Here is a 22,544-nt window from a genome sequence, read left to right on the forward strand (position 1 = left end):
GGCGGCAGCGCGTCGCGCTAACGCAAACTCAGGCGGTCCGCCCTCGCACGCGCGTGCCACCCTGCTCCGCGACGAACGTCAGAATCGAAGAAAAGTCCTGCGCCCCGCGCCCCGCTTCGTAGGCCGCGTGCCAGACGTCGCGCGCGCGGTCGATGGTCGGCGTCGCGATATTCAGCAGACGCGCTTCGTCGAACCCGAGCGACATATCTTTTTCGATGATGGCCAGCGCCGCGCCATAGTCGAATCGGCCCGACACGGCGCGGCTCAGCATCTTCGAGCCCGCAAAGCTCTGTGCCGTACCGGCGTCGAGCAGCCGCATCATCATGTCCGGGTCCAGACCGGCCTTCGCGCCCATCGCGAGCCCTTCCGAGCAGACGACGAGATTGGTCGCCATGATGATGTTGTTGACGATCTTCATGATCTGCGCCATGCCGGCGCGCTCGCCCATCACGAATACCGCTTTGCCGATCAGCGACAGCAGCGGCATGAGCTGCTCGACCGCGGCCGGCGTGCCGGCGGCGAGCATCGCGAGCGTGCCGGCCCGCGCAGCGGGCGCGCCTCCCGAGATCGGCGCATCGACGATGTCGATTCCTTTCTCGGCCAGCCCGGCGCCGATTCGCTCGATCATGTCCTGACCGATCGTCGACATCTCCGCGTACACGCGAATCGCTTTGCCATGCACGACGCCGTCCGGGCCGAGGCCGACCGCGAGCGACACATCGCGATTCGGCAAGCAGGCAAAGACGATGCTGGCCGCATCGGCGACCTCGCGCGGCGAATCATGGATGACCGCGCCGCCTTCGATAAAGGGCTCGAGGGCCGCAGGCGACGGATCGTAGACATGCAGGCGGAACGATTGCCCGAGCAAGCGCTCGGCCATCGGGCCGCCCATCTGTCCGAGGCCCAAAAAGCCGATATGTTTCAAGGTTTCCATTCGAAATTCCGGATCGGTTCATCAAACAGGCTAGACGTGTCAACGCGCCATCGCATCGCTTATCCAGGCCGCAGCCGCCATCAGCGCTTCCTGTGCGGCCGCGCATGCGAGGCCCATCCGAAAGAAGCCGTGGATCATGCCCTCGTAGTGCCGCAACGTGACGGGCACGCCGGCGTCGAACAGGCGATTCGCGTAGGCGTCGCCTTCGTCGCGCAGCGGATCGAAACCGGCCGTCACCACGAGTGCACGCGGCAATCCCGCTAGCGACTTCGCGCGCAGCGGGCACCCATGCGGATGAAACGCGTCCTGCTCGTTTTCGACGTAGTGGCGCCAGAACCGCACCATCGCCCCGCGCGTGAGCAGATAGCCGGACTGGTTCTCGACGTAGGAACGCGTAGGCGGCGTGTGATAGTCGGTCACCGGGTAGACCAGCACCTGCGCGCATAGTGGAGGGCCGCCTTCGTCGCGGATTCGCAGCGCCGTCACGGCGGCGAGGTTGCCGCCCGCGCTGTCGCCGGCCACGACCAAGCGCGACGCGTCGAGCGACAGCAGGTGGGCGTGCTGCGCGATCCAGCACACCGCATCGAAGCAATCGTTGACCGCGGCGGGAAAGCGATGTTCGGGCGCAAGCCGGTAGTCCACAGCAATCACGGCGGCGCCGCTTCCCGCGCAGAGGTCGCGACACACGTGATCGTGCGTGTCGAGATTGCCGATCACGAAACCGCCGCCGTGAAAGAACACAGTCACGCCGTCACTTTTTCGCTCTACCGGCCGGTACAGGCGCGCCGCGAGCACGCGCCCGTCGAGCGGTATGTCGAAATCGACGGTTTCGCCCACGACCGTGCACCGGTCGAGCGGCGGATACGCCAGCCCCTCGCGGAGTGCCTCGACGGACAGGCTCTCCATCGGCGGCGCGGATTCGAGGCTTTTCAGTATCGTGGCAATGTCGGAATCCAGTACCATGTGCGTTACTCCGCGACGCGCGAGGCCGTTGCAGCGCCCCGTGTGGCCCGGGACGTCGCCGGTGTATCGGCATCGTCTCGACGATTCGATCGCAAGCTGTTGAAAAGGGGCATGACTTGTCTCCGTAGTGGTCTCTGTCGGGCGTCGATCGTGCGGCATGGAACGATTGAGATTGCGCCGACCGTGCCGATCGGAACGACGCCGACAGGTGCGTGTAAAGCGTGCCGCCGTGTCGGGGGACGGTCAATTTTGGCGAGCGGTCATTTCCGTACAACGGAACCCGACTTCCGAGCGAGATCGGGCGCGCAACGGACGCCGCAGCTCCGCTCGCCCGCGCCCCGGCAACCGACGCATCCACATACTCGGCTCGCGGCTAAATCGCGGTGGCGACAGCACGTCGTCTCGAACCGACCATGCGGATACAAGGAACAAGGTCCACGCGCCCCGCCGCATCGGCGATCGCGGGGAGCCAGCCGGTCAATCGATACAGGAAGATTTTCAACGTACGGAAGGCTCGAACGAAACGGATTCGCGCGCGGCAAGTCGGCCCTTATCCTGCTATCGCGGCCCATCCTCGGCGCCGAATCTCAGGTAGACGACCATCATGAGCGATCCCGTCTCACTCAAGGCCCGGTTCGAACGACTTCACGGCTTCTGGAACGACGCCCTCGATATCGGTCTGAACGAGGATCCCGCGTTCTTCGACCGTTACCTGTCCATGGCGGAAGTCGCGCTCGGCTCGCCGCACCTGGAGCCGAAGATCCGGCATTTCGTCCTGATTGCCGCGAACGCAAGCGTGACGCATCTGAATGCCGAAGCCGTCGGACAGCACATCGACGCTGCCGGCAAACATGGCGCCACCCGAGCCGAACTGCGCGAGGTGCTACAGATCGCCTCCGTGCTCGGAATCCATGCGTACATGGTCGGTGTGCCGATCCTGCTCGAGGAGCTTGCCGCCGCCGGTGAATCGGTCGATGCCGCGTTCCCGCTCGACCGCGCGTTCGACAAGGTATGCACCGAGTTCTGCGAGCGTCGTGGCTACTGGAGCGACGAACTGCAAGGCATGGTACGCAGCTCGCCCGCATTCTTCGACGGCTATACGGCCTTTTCGTCGGCGCCGTGGCAGACCGCGGCGCTACCGCCCATCGTCAAGGAGCTGTTGTATGTGGCAATCGACGTATCGACGACGCATCTGTTCGAACCGGGCGTCCGCATTCATATGCGTAACGCGCTTCGCTACGGTGCGACGCCGGCACAAGTGCTGCAGGTCATGCAAATCGTCAGCTGTGTCGGGATGCAGAGCTTTCTGCTCGGCGCACCGCATTTGAGATCGGCGACGGCCTGACCGCGCGTTCATGGCCGTATGCACGGCCGCTTCCCTGCTTCGGCGCAGCGTCGCTCCTTACTCGTTCGACACATCGTGAGATTTTCGCCAAAACCCTCGCTCCGGTTTTCGAATGGGCACATGCGCAGGGCCGGAAACGCCGAGGCGCGGCGCGCGGCCTGCACCTGCGGATCGATTGCCGGTACACGGCTGCCGAATTCGATCCCGTCGAATCGCGGCTTCATGAAAACTCAATTGGTTCGCCGGCGGCATGCTCTTACGCTGCCCATCACGGATTGCAGCCGTGATGAACGCGATACGCGCGCATCGGCACGAGGCTGCAGCAGCATCGAACTGCACGGCAGACATCGCGCTCGCCGGCCGGCCATCCCGGCGACCCGAAGGCGGTGTCCGTCATCACCGGCAAGGCGTGCACGCACACGCCCATTGCGACGTTCGAGCGGGATCCGACTCGACGCATAAGAAAAATCCGGGACGTTTCCGGAATAGATCCTTCGGCATTGATTGCGTGCAAGGAGGATCGCCATGGTTGGGAATCCAGAAGGATTCGTCAGGCAATACATTTACAACAAAGGTATGGAGACAACATGAATCAAGCAACGCCGCCGGTCCGCAGCAGTCTATTCGTCGTGCTTCTATGCTTCCTCACGATCGTGGCGGACGGCTACGATCTCATCGTCTACGGCGCAACCGTTCCACATCTGCTGGCCGAGCCCGGCTGGCATCTGACGCCTGCCGCCGCCGGTATGATCGGCAGCTGGACGCTGGTCGGGCTGATGGTCGGCCTCGCGGTGGCCGGTCCGCTGACCGATCGTATCGGCCGCCGCCGCCTGCTCATGGTGGGCGTGCTGTGGTTCTCGGTTGGCTCGTTCGTCTGCGCGTTCGCGGCCTCCCCCACGTTCCTGGGCGCGGCCCGCTTCATCACGGGAATCGGCATGGGCGGCGTGGTGCCGTCCGCCGTGGCGCTGGCGGTGGAGTACGCGCCCAAGGGCCGTCGCCAGTTCTACAACGCGCTCACGCTGACCGGCTACTCGGTAGGCGGCATCGTCAGCGCGCTGCTGGCCATCGTGCTGCTTCACGAGCACGGCTGGCGCACGTTGTACGCGCTCGGCGCACTGTATGCGCTGATCCTGCCGGTCATGTACTTCCTGCTTCCCGAGTCCGCGGATTTCCTCGTCAATCGCGGCCGTATCGACGAGGCGCGCACGCTCGCGGCCCGCTATTCGCTCGATCTCGACCAGATCCTGCGCGACAAGGATGCCCAACGCGTTTCGCATGGCGCCGCGCGGACGGCAGGCGGCTACCGGCTGGTGCTGTCCCGCCCGTTCCGCGCCACGGCGCTGCTGCTCGCGTTCATGACGTTCTGCGTGCAGTTGATTATTTATGGGCTCAATGCGTGGCTGCCGCAGTTGATGCGAGCGGCCGGCTATCCGCTTGGCTCGTCGCTGCAGTTCCTGCTGGTGATGCAGTTCGGGGCGGTCGTGGGCATGCTCGGCGGCGCGTGGCTGGCCGATCGCGTCGGCACGCGACGCGTCATGTTTGCGTTTCTCGTGCTCGGCGGCTTGTCGCTGATCGTGCTGAGCCAGAAGCTCGATTCCACCTGGCTGATGCTCGCCGTATTCGGCGCGGGGCTCAGTTCGATCGGCACCAGCAGCCTGATCTACGGGTATATCGCCGCACACTTCCCGACTTCGTGCCGCGGGTCGGCGCTGGGCGGCGCACAGGCCGTCGGGCGTTTCGGCTCGATCCTCGGGCCGATGATCGGCGGCTGGATCGTCGGCGCAAACCTCGGCCTGCACTGGAATTTCTACGCGTTCGCGATCCCCGCGATCATCGCGGCGACAGTCGTGCCGCTGATCCCGAAATCGGCATGAGGTCTCTCGTTCAATGGAAACATACGACTACATCGTAGTAGGAGCAGGTTCGTCGGGCTGCGTGGTGGCGAGCCGCCTGTCCGAGGACCCCGCGATGCGCGTGCTTCTAGTCGACGCCGGCCCGAAGATGAAAAACTTCTGGGTGCGCACGCCCGCCGGTGCGGGTAAGCTGTTCATGGACAAACGGTTCAATTGGGCGTTCGATACCGAGCCTGTGCCGACGCTCGACGGACGCACCGTGTACTGGCCGCGCGGCAAAGGCCTCGGCGGCAGCAGCGCGATCAACGGCATGATCTACATGCGCGGCCAGCCGAGCGATTTCGACCATTGGGCGGAGCTCGGCAACGACGGATGGAGCTGGGCCGACGTGCTGCCGTATTTCATCCGGTCGGAAACGAACCAGCGCGGCGCGAACGACCATCATGGTGCACAGGGCCCGCTGCACGTCAGCGACGCGGCCATCTCGCATCCGAGCGCCGACGATTTCATCGCCGCGGCCGAGCAGGCCGGCATTGCCCGCAGCGCGGATCTGAACGGGCCGCCGTACGAAGGCGTCGCCTATCGGCAATACACGATCCGCGACGGGCGCCGCCATTCGTCCTATGACGCGTTCATCGAACCGGTGCGTCATCGCCGCAACCTGACCGTGCGCACCGGTGTGCGCGTGATGCGCGTCGTTCTCGAAGCCGGTCATGCGACCGGCATCGAGGTGCTGGATCGCGGCGTTCGGCGGCACCTCGCTGCCGCGCGCGAAGTGATCCTGTCGGGCGGCGCACTGGCTTCGCCGCAATTGCTGATGCTATCGGGCATCGGCGACGCCGCGGCCCTGCATCGCCACGGGATCGCGGCGACGGTCGACTCGCCCGATGTGGGTCGCAACCTGCAGGATCACTGGTTCGGGTCGTTGGCATGGCACGTCACGCCGGACAGCTCCTATAACCACCGGCTGCGCGGGCTACACAAGTATCTGGAAGGCGTGCGCTATCTGCTGACTCGCCGCGGGTATCTCGCGCTCGGCGCGGCACCCGTGACGGCTTATGCGCGCAGCGAGCCGGGGCGACCGGAAGCCGACCTGCAACTGACGGTGAGCCCGATGACGTTCAAATTTTCGGCGTCCGGCGAGCCGGTCGTCGACGATTTCCCGGCCATCGGTGCGGCGGTCGTCCTGTTGACGCCCGACTCGCGCGGCCATATGGAGCTGAAGTCGCCGGCCCCTCTGGATGCACCCGCGTTTCATCCGAATTACCTGAGCGATCCCGGCGACATCCGGCGCTCGATCGCGGGTTTGCGGCTGATGCGGCGCATCGCGAACACTGCTCCGCTCGCATCGCGGATCATCGAGGAACGCGTGCCGGGCGCGGCCGTCACGACGGACGAACAGTGGCTCGCCCATCTCAAGACCTACGGCAACAGCGGCTGGCACCAGGTCGGCACCTGCCGGATGGGTGTCGATGCGCAGGCCGTCGTCGATCCGCGGCTGCGCGTGCGCGGCGTCGCGCGGTTGCGCGTCGCCGATGCGTCGATCATGCCGAAGATCGTCGCGGGCAATACCAACGCGGCCTGCATCATGATCGGCGAAAAGGCCGCGGACCTGATCCGAGCGGACGCGACACCCGCCCGCGCGGTACCCGCGTGACTACAGGTGCTTGCCGAAGAACGGCGCCAGCGTCGACACCGCTTCACGCATCTGCTCCGGCGTGTCGTAAAGCGACATGTGCGTGCCGCCCTGGATCACGTGAAGGTGCTTGTCGGTGCTGGCCGCTCTTTCGAGGAGGTCCTGGCTGTGCCACAGCGAGCCCGCTTCGCTGCCGGCGACCAGCTGCAGCGGTTGCGTCAGCAGCACGTCGGCCAATGCGAACGCGTCGTAGGTCACGAGTTGCGGCAGGCTGCTCGTCGTGAACTGGCTCGACGTGTTCGGGTGCTGCGCACGCGGCGTACGGTAGTAGTCGTACGCTTCGCGCATGTCGCGATCCTCGACGCCATCGAGGCTCGTCGGCGTGAACGGGACATAGGTGACCGGCTCGCCGGCGGCTTCGCGCGTGCGCGCTGCGGCGCCGAGCTCGAGCAACGCGATCGACTTCTCCGACGCCTCGTTGCCATGCCAGCCGACGCGGAACATGCTGCCGATATTGGCCGCGCTGACGGCCCCGACCGCCTTGATGCGCCGGTCGGTCATCGTCGCGTGGACCGCATAGCCGCCGCCTGCGCATACGCCGAGCGCGCCGATCCGGTCGCGATCGACGAAGTCTTGCGTCGCCAGAAAATCGACCGCGCTACGCACGTCGTTGACGCGCGCATAGGGATCCTCGAGAAACCGCGGCGTGCCGCCGCTCTCTCCCTGGAACGACGCGTCGAACGCGAGCGTAACGAACCCCTCGCGCGCGAGTTGCTCCGCATAACGACCGGCCGTCTGCTCCTTGACGCCGCCGCCCGGGTGAACGCAGACGATGGCCGCGTACTGGCGCGACGCATCGAAGCCTTCGGGGAAATAGAGGTTACCCGCCATTTCGAGCGAGCCGTTGATGAATTTGACTGATTTCATGGATTCTCCGCTAGATGTCTTGCCGGGGCGATTCGACGTTTGCATCCCGGACCGGTTCAAATATAGCGATCGATATCGTCAGCAACTAGACTGCTTAAAGCACTTACGCTAATAAGCGTGACTTATCAATCGAAGTCAAACTTCGCGTTCGGACACGCGCCTCGGAATGCTGGCCAGATGGCCGCGCCGGGACGTCGACGCGCAGGGAAAAGCACGGGAAAAAGACGAACGTCACCGGGCGTGCCGGGCAGCGCCCGGTGACGGGATCAACGCTTGCCGCGAGCGCTTGGCCGCACCCGCTGTTCAGCTTCGATCCGGGCGGTGAAACGCCGGCCAGCGCTGCAGGACGAGCTCGCGCGACGCGCCGTATGCGAAGCAACTGTCGATCTTGAGCGGTTTTCCGCTGGCGTCGGTCTCGTCGAGCAAGGTTTGCGAACGCAGCGGATTGACGGTCTGAATGGCCGCGGTGGCGAGCGGAATCAGGATCTCGCGCAAATGCGTACATGTGTCGCCGGGCGGCAGCCGCTTGCGGACCTCGCCGCTCCAGCCCGCACCAATGCGCAGCCCCACCAGCGCTTGCAGCGTCGCGCCGCCGCCCGGGCATTCGCGGTACGGATACGCGCGGATGAACACCTCGACCTGGTGGACGATCATGTCGAGATCGAACACCACACGCAAGCCGAGATCGTGGATCGGCTCGTTCGCCGGCACCACGCGCGGGCTGCTCGGCGGCGCGAAATCGTGTGGTTTTCGGTCGGTCAGATAGCCTTCGATTTCAAAGAGACCGTCGCTTCGTCTGAACCCCTCGAACGTGATCTGCCTCGTGTGCAGCGGCTCGCGCGTGACGCGTTCCGTTGTCGCGGCATTGTCATGGACAGTCATCCCTCGCTCCCGTTTGCGTTGATTTCGCACGACACGGCTGCCAGCGTCTGCGCAAGCATCCGGCCATCGTTGCGCTCGTCGTGAACGAACGCGGCGAACGCTCTGCCCGCCGACGCGCACACGCCATGCGACGCCAGGCCCTCGCCCTTCGCGACGATCTGGTCGAGCGTCAGCGGTCTCGCAGGCGTACCGACGCTGTCGATTACGACGCTCGACTGTGCGCTGCCGTCGTCACGCACGATCCGTACGCCCGTCGCGAAGCGGGTCGGGTAATACTGCGTCAGCGCGTCGCTCGCCTCGAAACGTACACGCTCGGCAATGCGTCGGATCTGCGGATCGCCGAGGAACGCGTCGTCGTAAGCGTCATAGCGGGTCGGTCCGTAGCTGAGCGTCGCACCAACGATATAAGGGCAACTGTATTGGGCCGTCATCGTCGATTCGGGCTGCGCGAGCATGTGCTGATCAGCGATGAGCTGCGGGCCGCTGATCACGATCTCGCGGATGTCGTCGGTCCGCATCGTGAAGCTGGCGGTCAGTTCGGCCAGCGCATCGATCGTCGAATGGAACAGGCGGCAGCATGCGTAGGGCTTGAGGCTGATCGAATGGATCTGGAGCGTGCCGCCGAACTCGCCCGCGCGCAGCGGACCGCCGAACAGCGCCGCGAGCCCGTAGGTGCCTTCGACGACGCGCCGCGGCGCCGTTACGGCGTCCATTCGCGCGAATTCCGCGGCGAGCACGCCGTTGCGTGCCGCGATGCCCGCATGAACGCGCTTGACCTCCCCGCCCGACGCTTCGGCCGAAAACTGCATCGCACCGCTTGCCTGCGACAGCGCATGCCCCCACGCACGGACTAGCGATTCCGGCGTGACGGGCGAGTCGTCGCGGTAGGCGTGTAGAGCGACGCAGGCGGTGGCCGCACCGAATGTGCCGAAAATCGCCGTGGGATGGAAGCCGCGATGCACGGTTTCCATTCCGCCCGCTGCGGCGCCGACCAGCGCCATCGTTTCGTAGCCGGCGGCCACCGCCCTGAACAGCATGGCCTGCGACGCGCCCGTGCTCGCCGCGACGGCCAACGCAGCAGGAATGACGGCCGCGCCGGGATGGCTCAGCGTCTCGTTATGCGTGTCGTCGAGTTCATAGCTGTGCGAGGCCGTGCCGTGTACGAGTGAGGCAACCGATGCGTCGGCCGTCCAGTCGGCGCCGAACACCGGGCTCGCGCCCGTGCCGGCGAAACGACGCGACCAGCGCGCAATCTGGGCCGTCCACGGCCGTGTCGCGCCCCACAGCGAGACGATGAAGTTGTCGAGGAAAAGTCGGCGCAGTGCCACGGTATCGGCATCGGTCGCGCACCGGTTCGCGACGGACGCGACATGCGCAGCGATGGCCGCGGTGACATCCGTCCGGGCAGACGCCGATGCGCCGGCGGCGTGGGGGGATTGCATGCTGTCTCCTGTCGTGGCGCGGCCAGGGCGGCGCGCGCTGCGGCATCGCGCGTGCGGCCGCGATACGCGGGCACGCGGTGCACAAACCGTCACGATGCGCGGGCATCGGTGCACCGGTCAATTCGCGCCGGGCGTCCCTTCCGTACTTTGAAATGCCGGTGGCGGCAATGCGCACGCCCGATCGTGGATCGGGCGCGGCACGAACGGTCGGAGCGCGTGCGGTATCCGCCGACCTACGCGGAAAGTGACTCGATCGACGTCACTTCGACGCCATCGTAGGCCGTGGCTTCGCCGCGATCATGACATGCGGCAAGATCGGCCTGACGCGCGGCGATGGCCGCGTCCCAGGCGCGATACGCGTCCTTGCCCAGCGTCAGCCGCGACGGCGTCACGTCGCTTTTGACGGCATCGACCATCACGCGCGCCGCCTTCGCAGTATCGCCCGCCTGCTTGCCGGCCTCGCGTTCGAAATAGTCGAGCATGACGAGGCGCCGGTGACAAGCCAGATCTTTGCCATGAAACGCTTTCTGGATAGGTCGACGTCGTCACGCCAGCGCCGCAGCACGGGCATGAACGCCGGTCCGACGAAAAATTGAAATGTGTGCGCGGGAATGCCCCACCAGCGTCAACGCGCGGGCCCGAGATTGTCTTGAAAGAACGGCCCGAGCTTCGACATGGCCTGCTCGACGTACTCGGGTTTGTCGTACAGATCGTAGTGGCTTGCGCCCTCGACGACAAACAGGTTCTTCCGGCTCGAACGCGCGCGTTCGAATAGTTCATAGCCGTCGCGGTACGACCCGAACGCGCCGGGCCTGCTGCCGATGACGATCTGCAGCGGCTGAGTCAGCAGCTGCTCCGCAAGGTGAAACGCGTCGAAGCCCACCGCCGCCTGCAGGCGGGAGAAGCGCAGCTTGTTCGGCGAGCCAGACTGTTGTCCGCGCGGCGTCGTGTAGTAGTCGACAGCTTCGACGATGTCGATATCGTTGACCCCGGCCTGTTTGCGCGCGGCTTCCGATGCGGGAATGTAGGTGACGATCAGCGGGTCGGCGCCGCGCGCCTCGGCGGTACGCTGCTTGCCGATCGCGTCGAGCGTCGCGAGCGCCGCGTCGGCCGACAGGTCGCCTTCGCGCATGATGCGGCCGTAGTTCGCCGCGACGACGGTACCCACCGCCTTGATCCGGCGCTCCGTCATCGCCGCGTTGACTGCATAGCCGCCGCCGCCGCAGATGCCGAGCACGCCGATACGCTCGTCGTCGACGTAATCGAGCGTCACCAGATAATCGACCGCGCAACGGAAGTCCTCGACGCGTGACGCCGGATCCTCGATGTAGCGCGGCTCGCCGCCGCTCGCGCCCTGATGGGATGCGTCGAACGCGAGCGTCACGAAGCCGAGCGCGGCCAGCTTCTGCGCGTAGATCGACGCAGTCTGCTCCTTGCAGCTGCTGATCGGGTGGCCGCAGATGATGGCCGGATACTTCGTGCCGGCATCGAAGTTCGGCGGGACGTACAGATCGGCGGCAATGTTTGCCGAGCGGTTGGGGAACGTGACGGATTGCGGCATGGCGTTGTCCTCGCTGCGGTGAAAATTGGAAACTGCACCTATGTTAGACGCTGGCCCGTAGAGTGATAATCCTGCAAAATCTGCTTAAAGTCATAAGCAGGGGTTCTCAATGGCCGGCAATAACCTCAAGGATCTATCTGCGTTCGTGATGGTGGCGGAAGAGCGTAGCTTTACGCGTGCGGCTGCACGGCTCGGCGTATCGCAATCGGCGCTGAGCCAGACGATCCGCGGGCTGGAAGCGCGGCTCGACCTGCGGCTGTTCGTGCGCACGACGCGCAGCGTGTCGCTGACCGAGGCCGGAGAACGGCTGCTGAACCGCGTCGGCCCAGCGATGAGCGAAATCGATGCCGGCCTTGAGGAGATCGGCGAACTGATCGGCAAGCCGACCGGCGTGATCCGGCTGACGGCCGACGAATTCGCAGTGCAAAGCGTGCTGCAGCCGGCCATCGCGCGTTTCCTGCCCGATCATCCGGGCATCCGGATCGAGATAACGACCGACTACGGTCTGGCCGATATCGTCGACGGCCGCTTCGACGCGGGCGTGCGGCGCGGGCGTCTCGTCGCGAAGGACATGATCGCGGTGCGGATCGGTCCCGATGTGCCGATGGCCGTCGTCTGTGCGCCGTCGTATCTCGACCGGCACCCGGCGCCCAAGCGCCCGGCCGATCTCGTGTCGCATGCGTGCATCAACCTGCGCCTGCCGACGCACGGCGAATTTCTTCCGTGGATTTTCACGAGGGCCGGCAACGAGCAACGCATCAAGGTGGACGGCCCGCTGGTGTACACGAGCATCGCACCCGTGCGGGACGCGGCGCTCGCCGGCCTCGGGCTTGCCTATCTGCCCGTCGAATACGTGCGCACGGCGCTTGCGTCCGGGCAACTCCTCGAGGTGTTGAGCGCATGGCGCAAGACCTTCGAGGGCTACCACCTCTATTACGCGAACCGGCGGAACGAGACCTCCGCGTTCTCGCTGCTGGTCGACGCACTGAAATACCGCAAGCCCTGACGGCCGCGCGTTTCGTCACGCCGCCGGCGCGTCGCCGGGGGGGCGGTCCAGCAGTTGCCGGATCAGCGCGCGCGCGATCGGGCCCTGCTCGCGGCCCCGCGCGGTCGCGATATGGATGCGGCGCACGGCCCACGGCTCCGCCAGCTCCATCACGGCGACGCGGCTGAACAGTTCGTGACTGACGAGGCACTCCGGCTGCACCGTCACGCCGAGTCCGGCCTGCACGAGGCTGACGGCAACGCCCGCGCTCCTGACGCCGTACCGCGGCTCGAAATCGACACCGATACGGCGCGCGGCCGCGCGGATTGCGCCGAGCATCGCGCCGACCACGATCAGGTTTTCCGACAGCAGATCCTGGGTAGTCAGGCTGGCGCGCGCCGTGAGCGGGTGGCCCAGCGGGACGACCGCGATGAGGCGATCCTCGCGGTAAGGCGTCACGTCGACGCCGCCGAGATCGAGTTCGTGCGCGGCCGCGAACACGCCGACGTCCGCATCGCCGCGCGCGACGGCCTGCACGATCTCGACGTTCTCAAGTTCGTTCACGACCAGATCGACGAGCGGATACTCGCGCTGAAACTCGCCGATCTCACGCGCGAGAAACGGCACGATGATCGAGCGCGCCGACGCGACGGAGAGTTCTCCGCGCATGCCGTCGGTGAACGACGAAATCTCGGAACGCATGTCGTCGAGGTCGTCGAAGATGCGGCGAATGTAGCGGACCAGCACTTCGCCGGCCGGGCTCGGCGCCACGCCTTTCGGGCTGCGTTCGAGCAGCTTGATGCCGGCGATGTCCTCGAGGTCCTGGATGCGCTTGGTCGCGGTCGACGCGGCGACGTTCTCGCGAATGGCCGCAAGCCCGATCTGCTGCTCCTCGACCGCCGACAGAAACAGCTTCAGCGTAAACAGATCGACCTGCCGGATCAGGTGCAGGCGATTGAATGTACTCATGTCTCCCCTCATGCACGTCTCGATGACGTTGTCGCGCGTCGCGGCCGCTCGCGCGCCATCGTCGTCGTGCCGGGAGCGTCGTGCGGGAAACGAGGCGTGGCGGCGCGCGCGGCGCGTGAAGGATCGCGGCGTTCGACGCCGATCGTACACCGGATCGACGCGAACGGCGCGGCGGGACGCGGCCGCGCGATCGCGCACGGCTGCGCGCGTGCGGCGGTTTCCGTGGCGCGGCAGCGCATCCGCAACGGTTGCCCGGCGCGCTGCGCCGCGCCGCCAATCGTCAGACCGTTGCCACGACGCGCCTAGCGGCCGGTGCGCAGCAGCGCGTCGAGCGACGCGTTGTCGGCGCCGATGTCGTGCGCGGCGTGCAGCGGCGGCGGGCGCTTGCCGTCGAACGACAGCGGCAGTCCGACCAGGCCGATCTCGTCGTCGGACGGTTTTTCGATGATGCCGAGCGCGTGCGTCTGCGCGTGCGCGACCACCTCGGCGGTAGTCTGGATCGGCGCGACGGGAATGCCCGCCGCCTGCAAGCGCGTCTGCCACGAGGCGCGATTGTCCGTCGCGAGCCGCTCGCCGATCAGGCGGTCGATCTCCGTGCGATTGCGCAGGCGCGCCGCATTGGTCGCGAAGCGCTCGTCGCGCGCCCATTCGGGGCGCTCGAGCGCCGCGCACAGCTTGGCGAACAACGCGTCGTTCGCGGCGCTGACGATTAGATAGCCGTCGGCCGTCGAATACGCGCGATGCGGGACGATGAACGCGACCCCCGATCCGTGTCGGCCGCCGGTATCGCCGTCGGCGCTGTAGTTCGCGATCGCCACGGTCATCCAGCCGATAGCCGTTTCCAGCAGCGAGCCGTTGATGGTCGCGCCGCAGTGCTTGATCTGGCGGCGATACAGCGCTGACAGGATGCCGATCACGGCCCACAGCCCCGCGCCGAAGTCGACGATCGACACGCCGGCGCGAACCGGCGCCTGCCCTTCCTCGCCCGTGATGCTCATGATCCCCGAGAACGCCTGCATCAGCGGATCGTAGCCGGGCAGCGTGTTCAGCGGCCCGAGATGGCCGAACGCGCCGATCTCGCAGTAGATCAGTTCCGGCTTGGTTACACGCAGGCTGTCGGCATCGAGCCCGTATTGTGCGCTGGAGCCCGGCCGCAGGTTATGGATGAACACGTCCGCGTGCTCGGCGATCAACCGGTGCAGCGTCGCCAGTTGCTCGCGGTCCTTGATGTCGATACAGGCGGAACGCTTGCCGCGGTTCAGCGCGTGATACGCCGCGCCGCTGCCCTTCCATTCGCTCGGCCCCCAGCCGCGCGCCGAGTCCCCGGTCGGGCGCTCGATCTTCCAGACTTCGGCGCCGAGCGACGCCAGGATTTTTCCGGCGAACGGCGCTGACGCACTATCGCTCAGTTCGACCACCACAACACCCGACAGCGGCAGGTCACGCAACATGTCGCTTCTCCTGATTTCGTTTTACTGCGATTGCGGCGAGCCGCTCGCGTCCGGCGCATACGCGCCGCCGGAGCGCAGCATCCGGTCGATTTCCTCTGCACCAAAGCCGTACTCGGCCAGCAACGCCGCGGAATGCTCGCCGAGGCGCGGCGCCGGATAGCGCAACGCCGGCGCGCTTTCGCTCCATTGCTGGGGGATGCCGAGCGTCCGGATCCGGCCTTCGGACGGGTGATCCAGCTCGGCGAAGAAGCCGACCGCCTTCATGTGTGGATCGTCGATCAGCGTTTCCGGCGTATTCATCTCGATCACCGGAATGTCGGCTTCGGTCAGCGCGTTCACCCATTCGGCCGTGGTCCGCGTCTCGAACACGCTCGCGAGGAACGCGTACAGCGGCGCGATATGCTCGGTGCGCCCACCGATGTTGTTGAAGCGCGGATCGTCGGCCATCTCCGGATGCCCGCACAGCACGAAGAAACGCTGCCAGTGATGGTCCGCATAGACATTCACGCCTATATAGCCGTCGCGCGTGCGATACGGCCGGCGGTCGGGATTCATCATCCGCGCATAGCCCCAGTCGCCGAGCGGCGGCACGAACGTGTGCCCGTACAGATGGTCGCCAAGCACGAAGTGCGCGAAGGTCTCGAGCATCGGCACGAATACCTGCTGCCCGACACCGGTCTTCTCGCGCCGGTAGAGCGCCATCGCCACCGCGTTGCTGGTCGCCATGCCGACCACGCGATCGGCGATCGCCGTCGCGACATAGGTCGGCGGTCCGGCTTTGCGGCTCTGCAGCACCGGCACCCCGACCGCAGCCTGGATCAGGTCGTCGTATGCCGGGCGCGACGCATACGGACCGTTCTGACCGAAGCCGAACGCGCCGCAGTAGATGACGCTTGGATTGAGCTTGCGTACGTCCTCGTATGCGATCCCGAGCTTCGCCATCGTGTGCGGCCGCATGCTGTACAGCAGCACGTCGGCCGATTCCGCCATGCGCTTCAGCGCGCCGATCCCGTCCGGATGCTTGAGGTCGAGCACGAGGCTGCGTTTGTTGCGATTCAGGTGCAGAAAGATCGCGCCCATGCCCGGATGGCGGCTCGGGCCGATATGGCGCGTCGTGTCGCCGTCGCGCGATTCGATCTTGCAGACGTCGGCGCCCATGTCGGCGAGCAACAGCGACGCGTACGGGCCCATGAAATTCGACGTCAGGTCGAGGATGCGTACTCCGTCGAGCGGTCCGGCCATGTCAGCCTCCGTCGACGATATGAAAATCAAAGGGCTTCACGATGTCTCCTCCGTGAGCGGGGCACGCCGCGCGGGCGCCGGTGAGCCGGCGCGCCGCGTGCGGCCCTCAGGTTGTCGACGGCACGAATACCGGCAACTTTTGTTCGCCGCGCTGCACGAAGCGGACCTCGACGCGCTGGCCGATCGCGATCGTCTCGGCCGGCGCATCGATCTGCGCGAACAGGTAATAGCCTTCGTCCATGCGGACGAAGCCGACCGTGTACGGCACGATGCCGGCCCACACCGGCGTCGGCCCGCGCATGATCGTGCTGTGCGAATAGATTTCGCCGCGGCCCGACGATTCGGTCCAGTCGAGCGACTTCGCGCCGCAATGCGTGCAGAACGAGTGAGCCGGCCACACGGCTTCGTGGCAAGACGTGCAGCGCTGGTACGTCAGCTTGTCTTCGGCCAGCGCGTCCCAGTACGGTTGCGCATCGAGCAGCCGGTAAGGCTGCGGCCAGGCATTCGGAGAATGCGTTTCGGTCATGGAATGCTCCGGTCGGATATCACGTTGCGGACGACAGCAGCAGCACGGCGCCGGCAGCCAGCATCCCGCCCGCGCCCTGCACCAGCACGGTTTGCGGCCGGCGCGACGGCGCGAGCCCGAGCGCCTGCCCGCGCAACTGCCGGACGGCCTCGATCATGCTGTCCATGTTGCACGAAATGCCGGGCTGCCCGAACGACAGCCAGCCGCCGTTGGTGTCGGTCGGCAGGTCGCCGTCGACGCCGGTGCGGCCTTCGCGATAGAGCTCGATGCCGCGCCCCTTCTTAGCGAAGCCGAGATCCTCCATCACGATCGGCCCCATGTGCGCGAAGTTCACCGAGATCTGTGCCATGTCGATGTCGGCGGGCGTCAGCCCCGACATCGCATAGGCCTGCCGCGCCGCTTCGGCCGTCGCGGTAGTCGTCAGGTTCGGCAACGCGCCGAGACTGTCGAACCGGCAGCGACGCAGGTTCATGCGATCGGTCAGGTACTCGTGCGTGGTCGCCGATCCGTAGCCGAGCAGGTAGACCGGATCGCGCGCGTGACGCGCGTTCTCCGGCGACGTGACGATCAGCGCCCCGCCCGTGCCGCCGCCCCAGGTCGAGCACATCCAGCGGCGCAGCGGCGTCGCGACGTACGGTGACGACAGCACCGCCGCGCGATCGATCTCGCCGAACTTCGCCTTCGCCGCATGCGGATGATGACGCCCCCAGCGCTGGTTCGCGATCGCGACATCGGCGAGATCGTCCTCGGTGATGCCGAACTCGTGGAAATAGCGCTGCGCGGCCTGCGCATAGAGCGCCGGAATCGTCGGGCCGTACGGAATCTCGAACTGCGGATCCGCATCGGCTTCCGCGCCCATCGCGACCGCGTCGACGAACAGCTCGGTCGCGTCGCTCTGCAGGCACAGCACGTATTCGGCGCGGCCGGCCGCGATCATCTGCGACGCGATCGCGAGCGTCGACGTCAGGCCTGCGCCGTGCATCGTCAGCTCGCTCGTGATCGTCACCGGCATCTGCATGTGCGAGATGAAGATGTTGCTCCACTGCGAACGCTTGTCGGCCCAGGGCGAGCGCCCCGTGAACACGGCGTCGACCTGGTCCTTGCCGATGCCTGCGTCGGCGAGCGCGTTGAGCGTCGCCTCGGCGGCCAACTGCAGCGGGTCCTTGCGATTCGCGCGCGACGCGTAGGCGTCGCCCATGCCGACGATCGCCGCAACCGGACGAGGAGTCATGGCTGCGCTCCTCAGACCTTGAAATCGGGCTGCGCTTCGGCGATCAGCGCGTCGAGGTCGGCGCGCTTGCGCAGCATCAGCAGGCTCCATTCGCTGCGCTGCACGACTTCGCCGCGCTGGTTGTACGCCTGGATCAGCATCGTGCCGACGCCGAACTTGTCGTCCTTGTCCTTCTTCGCGATGACTTCGGCGGTCGCATAGACGGTATCGCCGATCTTCACCGGATTCAGGAAGCGCATCTTGTCGACGCCGTAGTTCGCCTGGATCGCCGGACCGAACTGCAGCAGGCCGGAAATCAGCGAGAACGTCAACATGCCCTGCACGATGCGCTCGCCCCAGCGCGTCTTCTCCGCATATTCCTTGTTCGAGTGGATCTCGATCCAGTTGCCGGTGAACATGCAGAACATCACGACGTCGCTCTCGGTCACGGTGCGGCCCGGCGAACGGAATTTCTGGCCGACTTCGAGCTCGTCGAGCGGAATGTTGATGCTGTTGTTGATGCCGCTCATGGCGGTGTCTCCTGATGATGGAATGGCGGGGTGCGGCGCGGCCACATGCGAGCCGCGCCGATGAAAATCGCGGTGGCCGTTACTGGCGCATCGACTTCGCGATGATCGTGCGCTGGATCTGCGACGTGCCGCCGCCGATCGTCGACTGGATACTCTCGCGCAGGTAGCGCTCCATGTCGGCTTCGGGCAGGTTCGCGTAGCCGCCGAGGATCTGCATGCCGGCCAGCGCGCATTCCTTCAGCGTCTCCGAGCCGTACAGCTTCGCCATCGACACCTCACGGCTGCACGGCACGTGATCGGCGGCCATGCGCGCGGCGCGATAGCAGAGCAGGCGCGCGGCGTCGACCTTGGTCTGGCAGTCGGCGAGCATGTGGCGAATCACCTGGAAGTCGTACAGCTGGTGATCGAACTGGATGCGGTCGTGCGCATAGCGCGTCGCCGTATTCACGGCCTGCTGCGCATTGCCCGTATAGGCGGCCGCGACCGCGCAGCGCTCGAGCTCGAGGTGCTCGGTGATGATGCGCCAGCCCTGCCCCTCTTCGCCGAGCAGCGCGTCGGCCGGCACGCGCACCTCGTCGAGGAAGATCTCGGTCGTGCCCGTCGCGTGGCGCGACAGCGTCGGCAGCTTGTTGATGACCATGCCCGGCGTGTCGTTCGGGATCAGCAGCACCGACAGGCCCTTGTGCTTGTCGTCCGTGCTGGTGCGCACGAGCATCGCGATCACGGTATCCTTCGCCGCCGCGCCGCTGCACCAGAGCTTCTGGCCACTGACGATCCAGTCGCCGTTGGTGTCGCGACGCGCACGCGTCTTCGTGTTCGCGGCGTCGGAGCCCGCGTCCGGTTCGGAGATCGACACCGAGAAACGGATCTTGCCGTCGATGAACGGCTGCACGTATTTCTTCTTCTGCTCGGGCGTGCCGAACTTGATGATGTTCATCGCGGTAAAGGTCGGCACCAGCACCGAGCACGCGAAGTCGAAGCCGAACTTGCCGAGGCCTTCGGCCATCAGCGAATAGTCGAAGATGTCGCCGCCCGAGCCGCCCTCTTCCTCGGGAATCAGGATCCCGAGCCAGCCTTGCTTCGCAATCTTCTCGTAGGCCTCGTACGGGTAATCGCGATTCATGTCGCACTTGCGCACGTATTCGACCGTGATCTCGTTGTCCATGAACTTGTTCACGGTGTCGAGCCACATACTTTGCGATTCGTCGAGAAAGTTAGCCATTTGTCTTCGCTCCAGTTATCGGCGTCTGCTCGGGCAGCCGCGCTGTTCATCGTGGAATCGAGCTTAGGGCCTGCAGCGTCGCGAACCAACTGGCCATTTTTGAAGCGGCGATTCGAAAATGTCGAAGCGCTTGGGTGCGGTGCACAAGCGGTGTCTGGGCATTGCGAAGGCAGGGAGGCGACGGGCGTGCCGCCGCGCCGCGTGACGTTCACGCGATGCGCGGGGAAGGAGCAAGGCTTCGGCTGAAGAACGGCAGCAACGCGCCCGCGTGCGGGGCGGGCGCGTCATGCGTGCAGCGTTCCGGTCACGCGATCGCGCCGGCCTCGCGCAGCGTCGCGAGTTCCGCGGCAGTGAATCCCCAGTCGCCGAGCACTGCGTCGGTATGCTCGCCGGGACGCGCCGGCGACGACTGGATCGCGCCGGGCGTCCGGCTGAAGCGCGGCGCGGGTGCGGGCTGCACGACGCCGTCACGTTCGACGAAAGTCTGCCGCGCACGCAGGTGCGGATGAGTGGGCGCTTCGGTCAGCGACATCACGGGCGCGATGCAGACCTCGCGGCCTTCGGCGAGCGCACACCATTCGTCGCGCGTGCGCGTGCGGAACAGTTCGGTAAACTTCGCATGAACTTCCGGCCATCGCGCTCGGTCGTGCTGATCCGGCATGTCTTCCTCGCGCAAGCCGAGCAGCGCCAGCGTATTGCGCCAGAAGCGTGTTTCATTCGAGCCGACGCTGACCCAGCGGCCGTCCTTCGTCTCGTAGACGTTGTACCAGGGCGCGCCCGAGTCGAGACGATTGCTGCCGCGCTCGTCCTTCCAGTAGCCGCTCGCGAACATGCCGTAGAACAGCGTCATCAGCGACGCCGAGCCGTCGACCATCGCGGCATCGACGACCTGCCCCTGCCCCGAGCGCCGGCTTTCGAGCAGCGCCGACACCACGCCCAGCGCGAGATAGAGCGAGCCGCCGCCGAAATCGCCGGCCAGGTTCAGCGGAATCACGGGCGGCCCGCCGGCTGCGCCGACCGCGTGCAGCACGCCGGTCAGCGAGATGTAGTTGACGTCGTGGCCCGGTGCCTGCGCGAGCGGCCCGTCCTGTCCCCAGCCGGTCATGCGGCCGTAGACGAGCGCGGGATTGGCCGCGAGGCACGCGTCGGGCCCGAGGCCGAGCTTTTCCGCGACGCCGGGACGGAATCCTTCGACGAGCGCATCGGCTTGCGCGACGAGCTTGAGCACCGCGTCGGTCGCTTCCGGCTTCTTCAGGTCGAACGCGGCGCTGCGCCGGCCGCGATTCAGCAGATTGAAGCGCGGATCGCCCGGCTGGCCGCCGTCGTAGCCGGGCGGGCGGTCGATGCGGATGATGTCCGCGCCCAGATCCGACAACAGCATGCAGCAGAATGGCACCGGCCCGACGCCGCCCAGTTCCACGATCCTGACGCCGGCGAGCGGCCCCTTTGCATTGCCCATTCCGATTGTCTCCATGTGATGGCCATTTTCGATCCAGCTTACGCGGGTCGGGCCAACAGGCCAATTTCGAATAATTGAAACCTCGCTTCGACGGGATCGAACCGGCCGGATGCACGCGCCGATCGACTTAGGTGGCTGCGTCAGGCGGACAGGCCGGCCTCGCGCGCGAGCCGTTCACGATGATCGGGATGCGCGATCGCAATCATCTTCGGCACGCGCTGCGCGAGCGACAGGCCGCGCAGATCGGCGATCCCGTATTCGGTGACGATCACGCACGCGTCGCTGCGCGGCACCGTCACCGGGCCCGACAGCTTCGTCACAATGCGACTGTGTGCGCCCGCGGTGGACGGCAGCGCCACGATCGGCACGCCGCCGCGGCTGGCCTGCGCGGCCCGCAGAAAGTCGCCGACGCCGCCGACCGCGCCGACATACGTGCCGCCGACGACTTCCGCGTTGACCTGCCCCGTCAGATCAACCTCCACCGCCGAATTGATCGCGGTGAAGCGCTCGATCCGGCGCAGCACGTGCGGGTTGTGCGTGTATTCGGTGCCGCGCAGTTCGAGCGCGGGATTGCGATGGGCAAAGCGGCGCACGCGCGCGGAGCCGATGATGACGCCGCCGACGGTGATGCCCGCGTCGATCGTCTTGCGCGCATTCGTCACGACGCCGGCTTCGCACAGCGCCGCGATGCCGTCGCCGATGCTGCCGGTATGCACGCCGAGGTCGCGCTTGTCGTGTAGCGCGGCCATCACCGCGTCCGGGATCGCGCCAATGCCCGTCTGCAGCGTCGCGCCGTCTTCGACGAGCGACGCGACGTGCTGCCCGATCGCCTGCTCCACGGGCCCGGGTGTCGTCGCGGCGGCATCCGGAAACGTCGTGTCCGACGCGACCAGCAAATCGATGTCGGCGGCACGCAAGAATGGGCCGCCGTAGGTCCACGGCACGTCGGGATGCACTTCGGCGACGATCGCCCGTGCGTGCTTCAGCGCTTCCACCAGATACTCGCGCGCGAGCCCGAGGCTGTAGCGGCCGTGCTCGTCCGGCGGCGACACCTGCAGCATCACGACGTCGATCCGCAACGCGCCGCTGCGGACCAGTTCCGGCAGCTGCGAATAGTGCGCGGGCAGGATGTCGAGCACGTTCGCGCGCGCCAGCTTGCGGTTGGCGCCGCTGCCGCAGTAGGCGAGGAAATCGATGGCGTCGGCATGCTCGGGCCTCAGGACGTCGGCGAGGCCGATGCCGAGAAAGACGCGAATGCGCTTGAAGCTGTGGCGCTGCGCGACCAGCGCGCGCATCAGCGTCACGGGCTCGGCGTGCGACTGGCCCCACATCACGGTGTCGCCGGGGCGAATCAGCGAGGAAAGCGCATCGCAGTCGCCGGCCTGACGGGCATCGGCCGATGCGTGC

20 protein-coding genes are annotated in these 22,544 nt (G+C 66.3%); 4 read left to right on the forward strand and 16 right to left on the reverse strand.

Translation table 11 applies throughout. The features are described 5' to 3' along the window. Positions 1 to 28 precede the first annotated feature (28 nt). Both HWY45_RS18975 and HWY45_RS18980 read right to left on the reverse strand, forming a co-directional pair. A complete protein-coding gene (locus tag HWY45_RS18975; protein ID WP_059881717.1) occupies positions 29 to 934 on the reverse strand; it encodes an NAD(P)-dependent oxidoreductase in 906 nt (301 codons plus the stop codon). 39 nt (positions 935 to 973) lie between these two features. Continuing rightward, the gene (locus HWY45_RS18980; RefSeq protein WP_059881715.1) at positions 974 to 1,897 is read right to left on the reverse strand and encodes an alpha/beta hydrolase; all 924 of its coding nucleotides are present in this window, start codon (positions 1,895 to 1,897) and stop codon (positions 974 to 976) included. 604 nt (positions 1,898 to 2,501) lie between these two features. Between HWY45_RS18980 and HWY45_RS18985 the strand changes: the two genes are divergently transcribed. The 3 genes from HWY45_RS18985 to HWY45_RS18995 all read left to right on the forward strand — a co-directional run bounded on the left by HWY45_RS18985 (position 2,502) and on the right by HWY45_RS18995 (position 6,752). Then, entirely contained in the window at positions 2,502 to 3,242 is a 741-nt protein-coding gene (locus tag HWY45_RS18985) for a carboxymuconolactone decarboxylase family protein (protein WP_059881712.1), read from the forward strand. 386 nt (positions 3,243 to 3,628) lie between these two features. Beyond that, complete coding sequence (locus HWY45_RS18990; protein WP_230946900.1) at positions 3,629 to 5,116, forward strand: MFS transporter; 1,488 nt, start codon at positions 3,629 to 3,631, stop codon at positions 5,114 to 5,116. Between the two features lie 13 nt (positions 5,117 to 5,129). Then, positions 5,130 to 6,752, forward strand: a complete 1,623-nt coding sequence (locus tag HWY45_RS18995) for a GMC family oxidoreductase (RefSeq protein ID WP_059686428.1) — start codon at positions 5,130 to 5,132, stop codon at positions 6,750 to 6,752. Here the strand turns inward: HWY45_RS18995 and HWY45_RS19000 are convergent, their stop codons facing one another. From HWY45_RS19000 to HWY45_RS19020, 5 genes are all read right to left on the reverse strand, one after another. Further along, the gene (locus HWY45_RS19000; RefSeq protein WP_059881708.1) at positions 6,753 to 7,658 is read right to left on the reverse strand and encodes an alpha/beta hydrolase; all 906 of its coding nucleotides are present in this window, start codon (positions 7,656 to 7,658) and stop codon (positions 6,753 to 6,755) included. It abuts the gene before it with no gap. A 303-nt stretch (positions 7,659 to 7,961) separates the two neighbouring features. Then, positions 7,962 to 8,540: a DUF2889 domain-containing protein gene (locus HWY45_RS19005; protein WP_059686425.1), complete on the reverse strand. Its 579-nt coding sequence runs from the start codon at positions 8,538 to 8,540 to the stop codon at positions 7,962 to 7,964. Next, on the reverse strand, positions 8,537 to 9,982 hold the full coding sequence (locus HWY45_RS19010) for an MmgE/PrpD family protein (protein ID WP_059881706.1): 1,446 nt from the start codon (positions 9,980 to 9,982) through the stop codon (positions 8,537 to 8,539). The genes HWY45_RS19005 and HWY45_RS19010 overlap by 4 nt, the downstream gene beginning before the upstream one ends. A gap of 233 nt (positions 9,983 to 10,215) precedes the next feature. Next, positions 10,216 to 10,464, reverse strand: a complete 249-nt coding sequence (locus HWY45_RS19015) for a hypothetical protein (RefSeq protein WP_059686421.1) — start codon at positions 10,462 to 10,464, stop codon at positions 10,216 to 10,218. A gap of 143 nt (positions 10,465 to 10,607) precedes the next feature. Next, on the reverse strand, positions 10,608 to 11,543 hold the full coding sequence (locus HWY45_RS19020; protein WP_059686419.1) for an alpha/beta hydrolase: 936 nt from the start codon (positions 11,541 to 11,543) through the stop codon (positions 10,608 to 10,610). Between the two features lie 109 nt (positions 11,544 to 11,652). Here HWY45_RS19020 and HWY45_RS19025 point away from each other — a divergent pair, with 109 nt between their 5' ends. Beyond that, the gene (locus HWY45_RS19025; RefSeq protein ID WP_059686417.1) at positions 11,653 to 12,549 is read left to right on the forward strand and encodes a LysR family transcriptional regulator; all 897 of its coding nucleotides are present in this window, start codon (positions 11,653 to 11,655) and stop codon (positions 12,547 to 12,549) included. A 15-nt stretch (positions 12,550 to 12,564) separates the two neighbouring features. Here the strand turns inward: HWY45_RS19025 and HWY45_RS19030 are convergent, their stop codons facing one another. The 9 genes from HWY45_RS19030 to HWY45_RS19070 all read right to left on the reverse strand — a co-directional run bounded on the left by HWY45_RS19030 (position 12,565) and on the right by HWY45_RS19070 (position 22,468). After that, positions 12,565 to 13,497 carry a LysR family transcriptional regulator gene (locus HWY45_RS19030; RefSeq protein ID WP_059881704.1) on the reverse strand — a complete coding sequence of 311 codons (933 nt, stop codon included), beginning with the start codon at positions 13,495 to 13,497 and terminating at the stop codon, positions 12,565 to 12,567. A gap of 302 nt (positions 13,498 to 13,799) precedes the next feature. Continuing rightward, entirely contained in the window at positions 13,800 to 14,948 is a 1,149-nt protein-coding gene (locus tag HWY45_RS19035; protein ID WP_059686412.1) for a CaiB/BaiF CoA transferase family protein, read from the reverse strand. Positions 14,949 to 14,969: 21 nt separating this feature from the next. After that, a complete protein-coding gene (locus HWY45_RS19040; RefSeq protein WP_059881702.1) occupies positions 14,970 to 16,190 on the reverse strand; it encodes a CaiB/BaiF CoA transferase family protein in 1,221 nt (406 codons plus the stop codon). 106 nt (positions 16,191 to 16,296) lie between these two features. Further along, positions 16,297 to 16,716, reverse strand: a complete 420-nt coding sequence (locus tag HWY45_RS19045) for a Zn-ribbon domain-containing OB-fold protein (protein ID WP_059686408.1) — start codon at positions 16,714 to 16,716, stop codon at positions 16,297 to 16,299. Positions 16,717 to 16,735: 19 nt separating this feature from the next. Next, positions 16,736 to 17,947 (reverse strand): thiolase family protein, encoded by a 1,212-nt coding sequence (locus HWY45_RS19050; RefSeq protein ID WP_059881700.1) that lies wholly within the window; start codon positions 17,945 to 17,947, stop codon positions 16,736 to 16,738. An 11-nt stretch (positions 17,948 to 17,958) separates the two neighbouring features. Continuing rightward, positions 17,959 to 18,456: a MaoC family dehydratase gene (locus HWY45_RS19055; RefSeq protein WP_027785850.1), complete on the reverse strand. Its 498-nt coding sequence runs from the start codon at positions 18,454 to 18,456 to the stop codon at positions 17,959 to 17,961. Between the two features lie 79 nt (positions 18,457 to 18,535). Continuing rightward, complete coding sequence (locus tag HWY45_RS19060) at positions 18,536 to 19,678, reverse strand: acyl-CoA dehydrogenase family protein (RefSeq protein WP_009688657.1); 1,143 nt, start codon at positions 19,676 to 19,678, stop codon at positions 18,536 to 18,538. A gap of 304 nt (positions 19,679 to 19,982) precedes the next feature. Then, positions 19,983 to 21,137: a CaiB/BaiF CoA transferase family protein gene (locus HWY45_RS19065; RefSeq protein WP_059686402.1), complete on the reverse strand. Its 1,155-nt coding sequence runs from the start codon at positions 21,135 to 21,137 to the stop codon at positions 19,983 to 19,985. A 140-nt stretch (positions 21,138 to 21,277) separates the two neighbouring features. Beyond that, a complete protein-coding gene (locus HWY45_RS19070) occupies positions 21,278 to 22,468 on the reverse strand; it encodes an acetyl-CoA hydrolase/transferase family protein (protein WP_059686554.1) in 1,191 nt (396 codons plus the stop codon). Positions 22,469 to 22,544: the final 76 nt, after the last annotated feature.

Source organism: Burkholderia stagnalis (assembly GCF_902830275.1).
GTDB lineage: Bacteria > Pseudomonadota > Gammaproteobacteria > Burkholderiales > Burkholderiaceae > Burkholderia > Burkholderia stagnalis.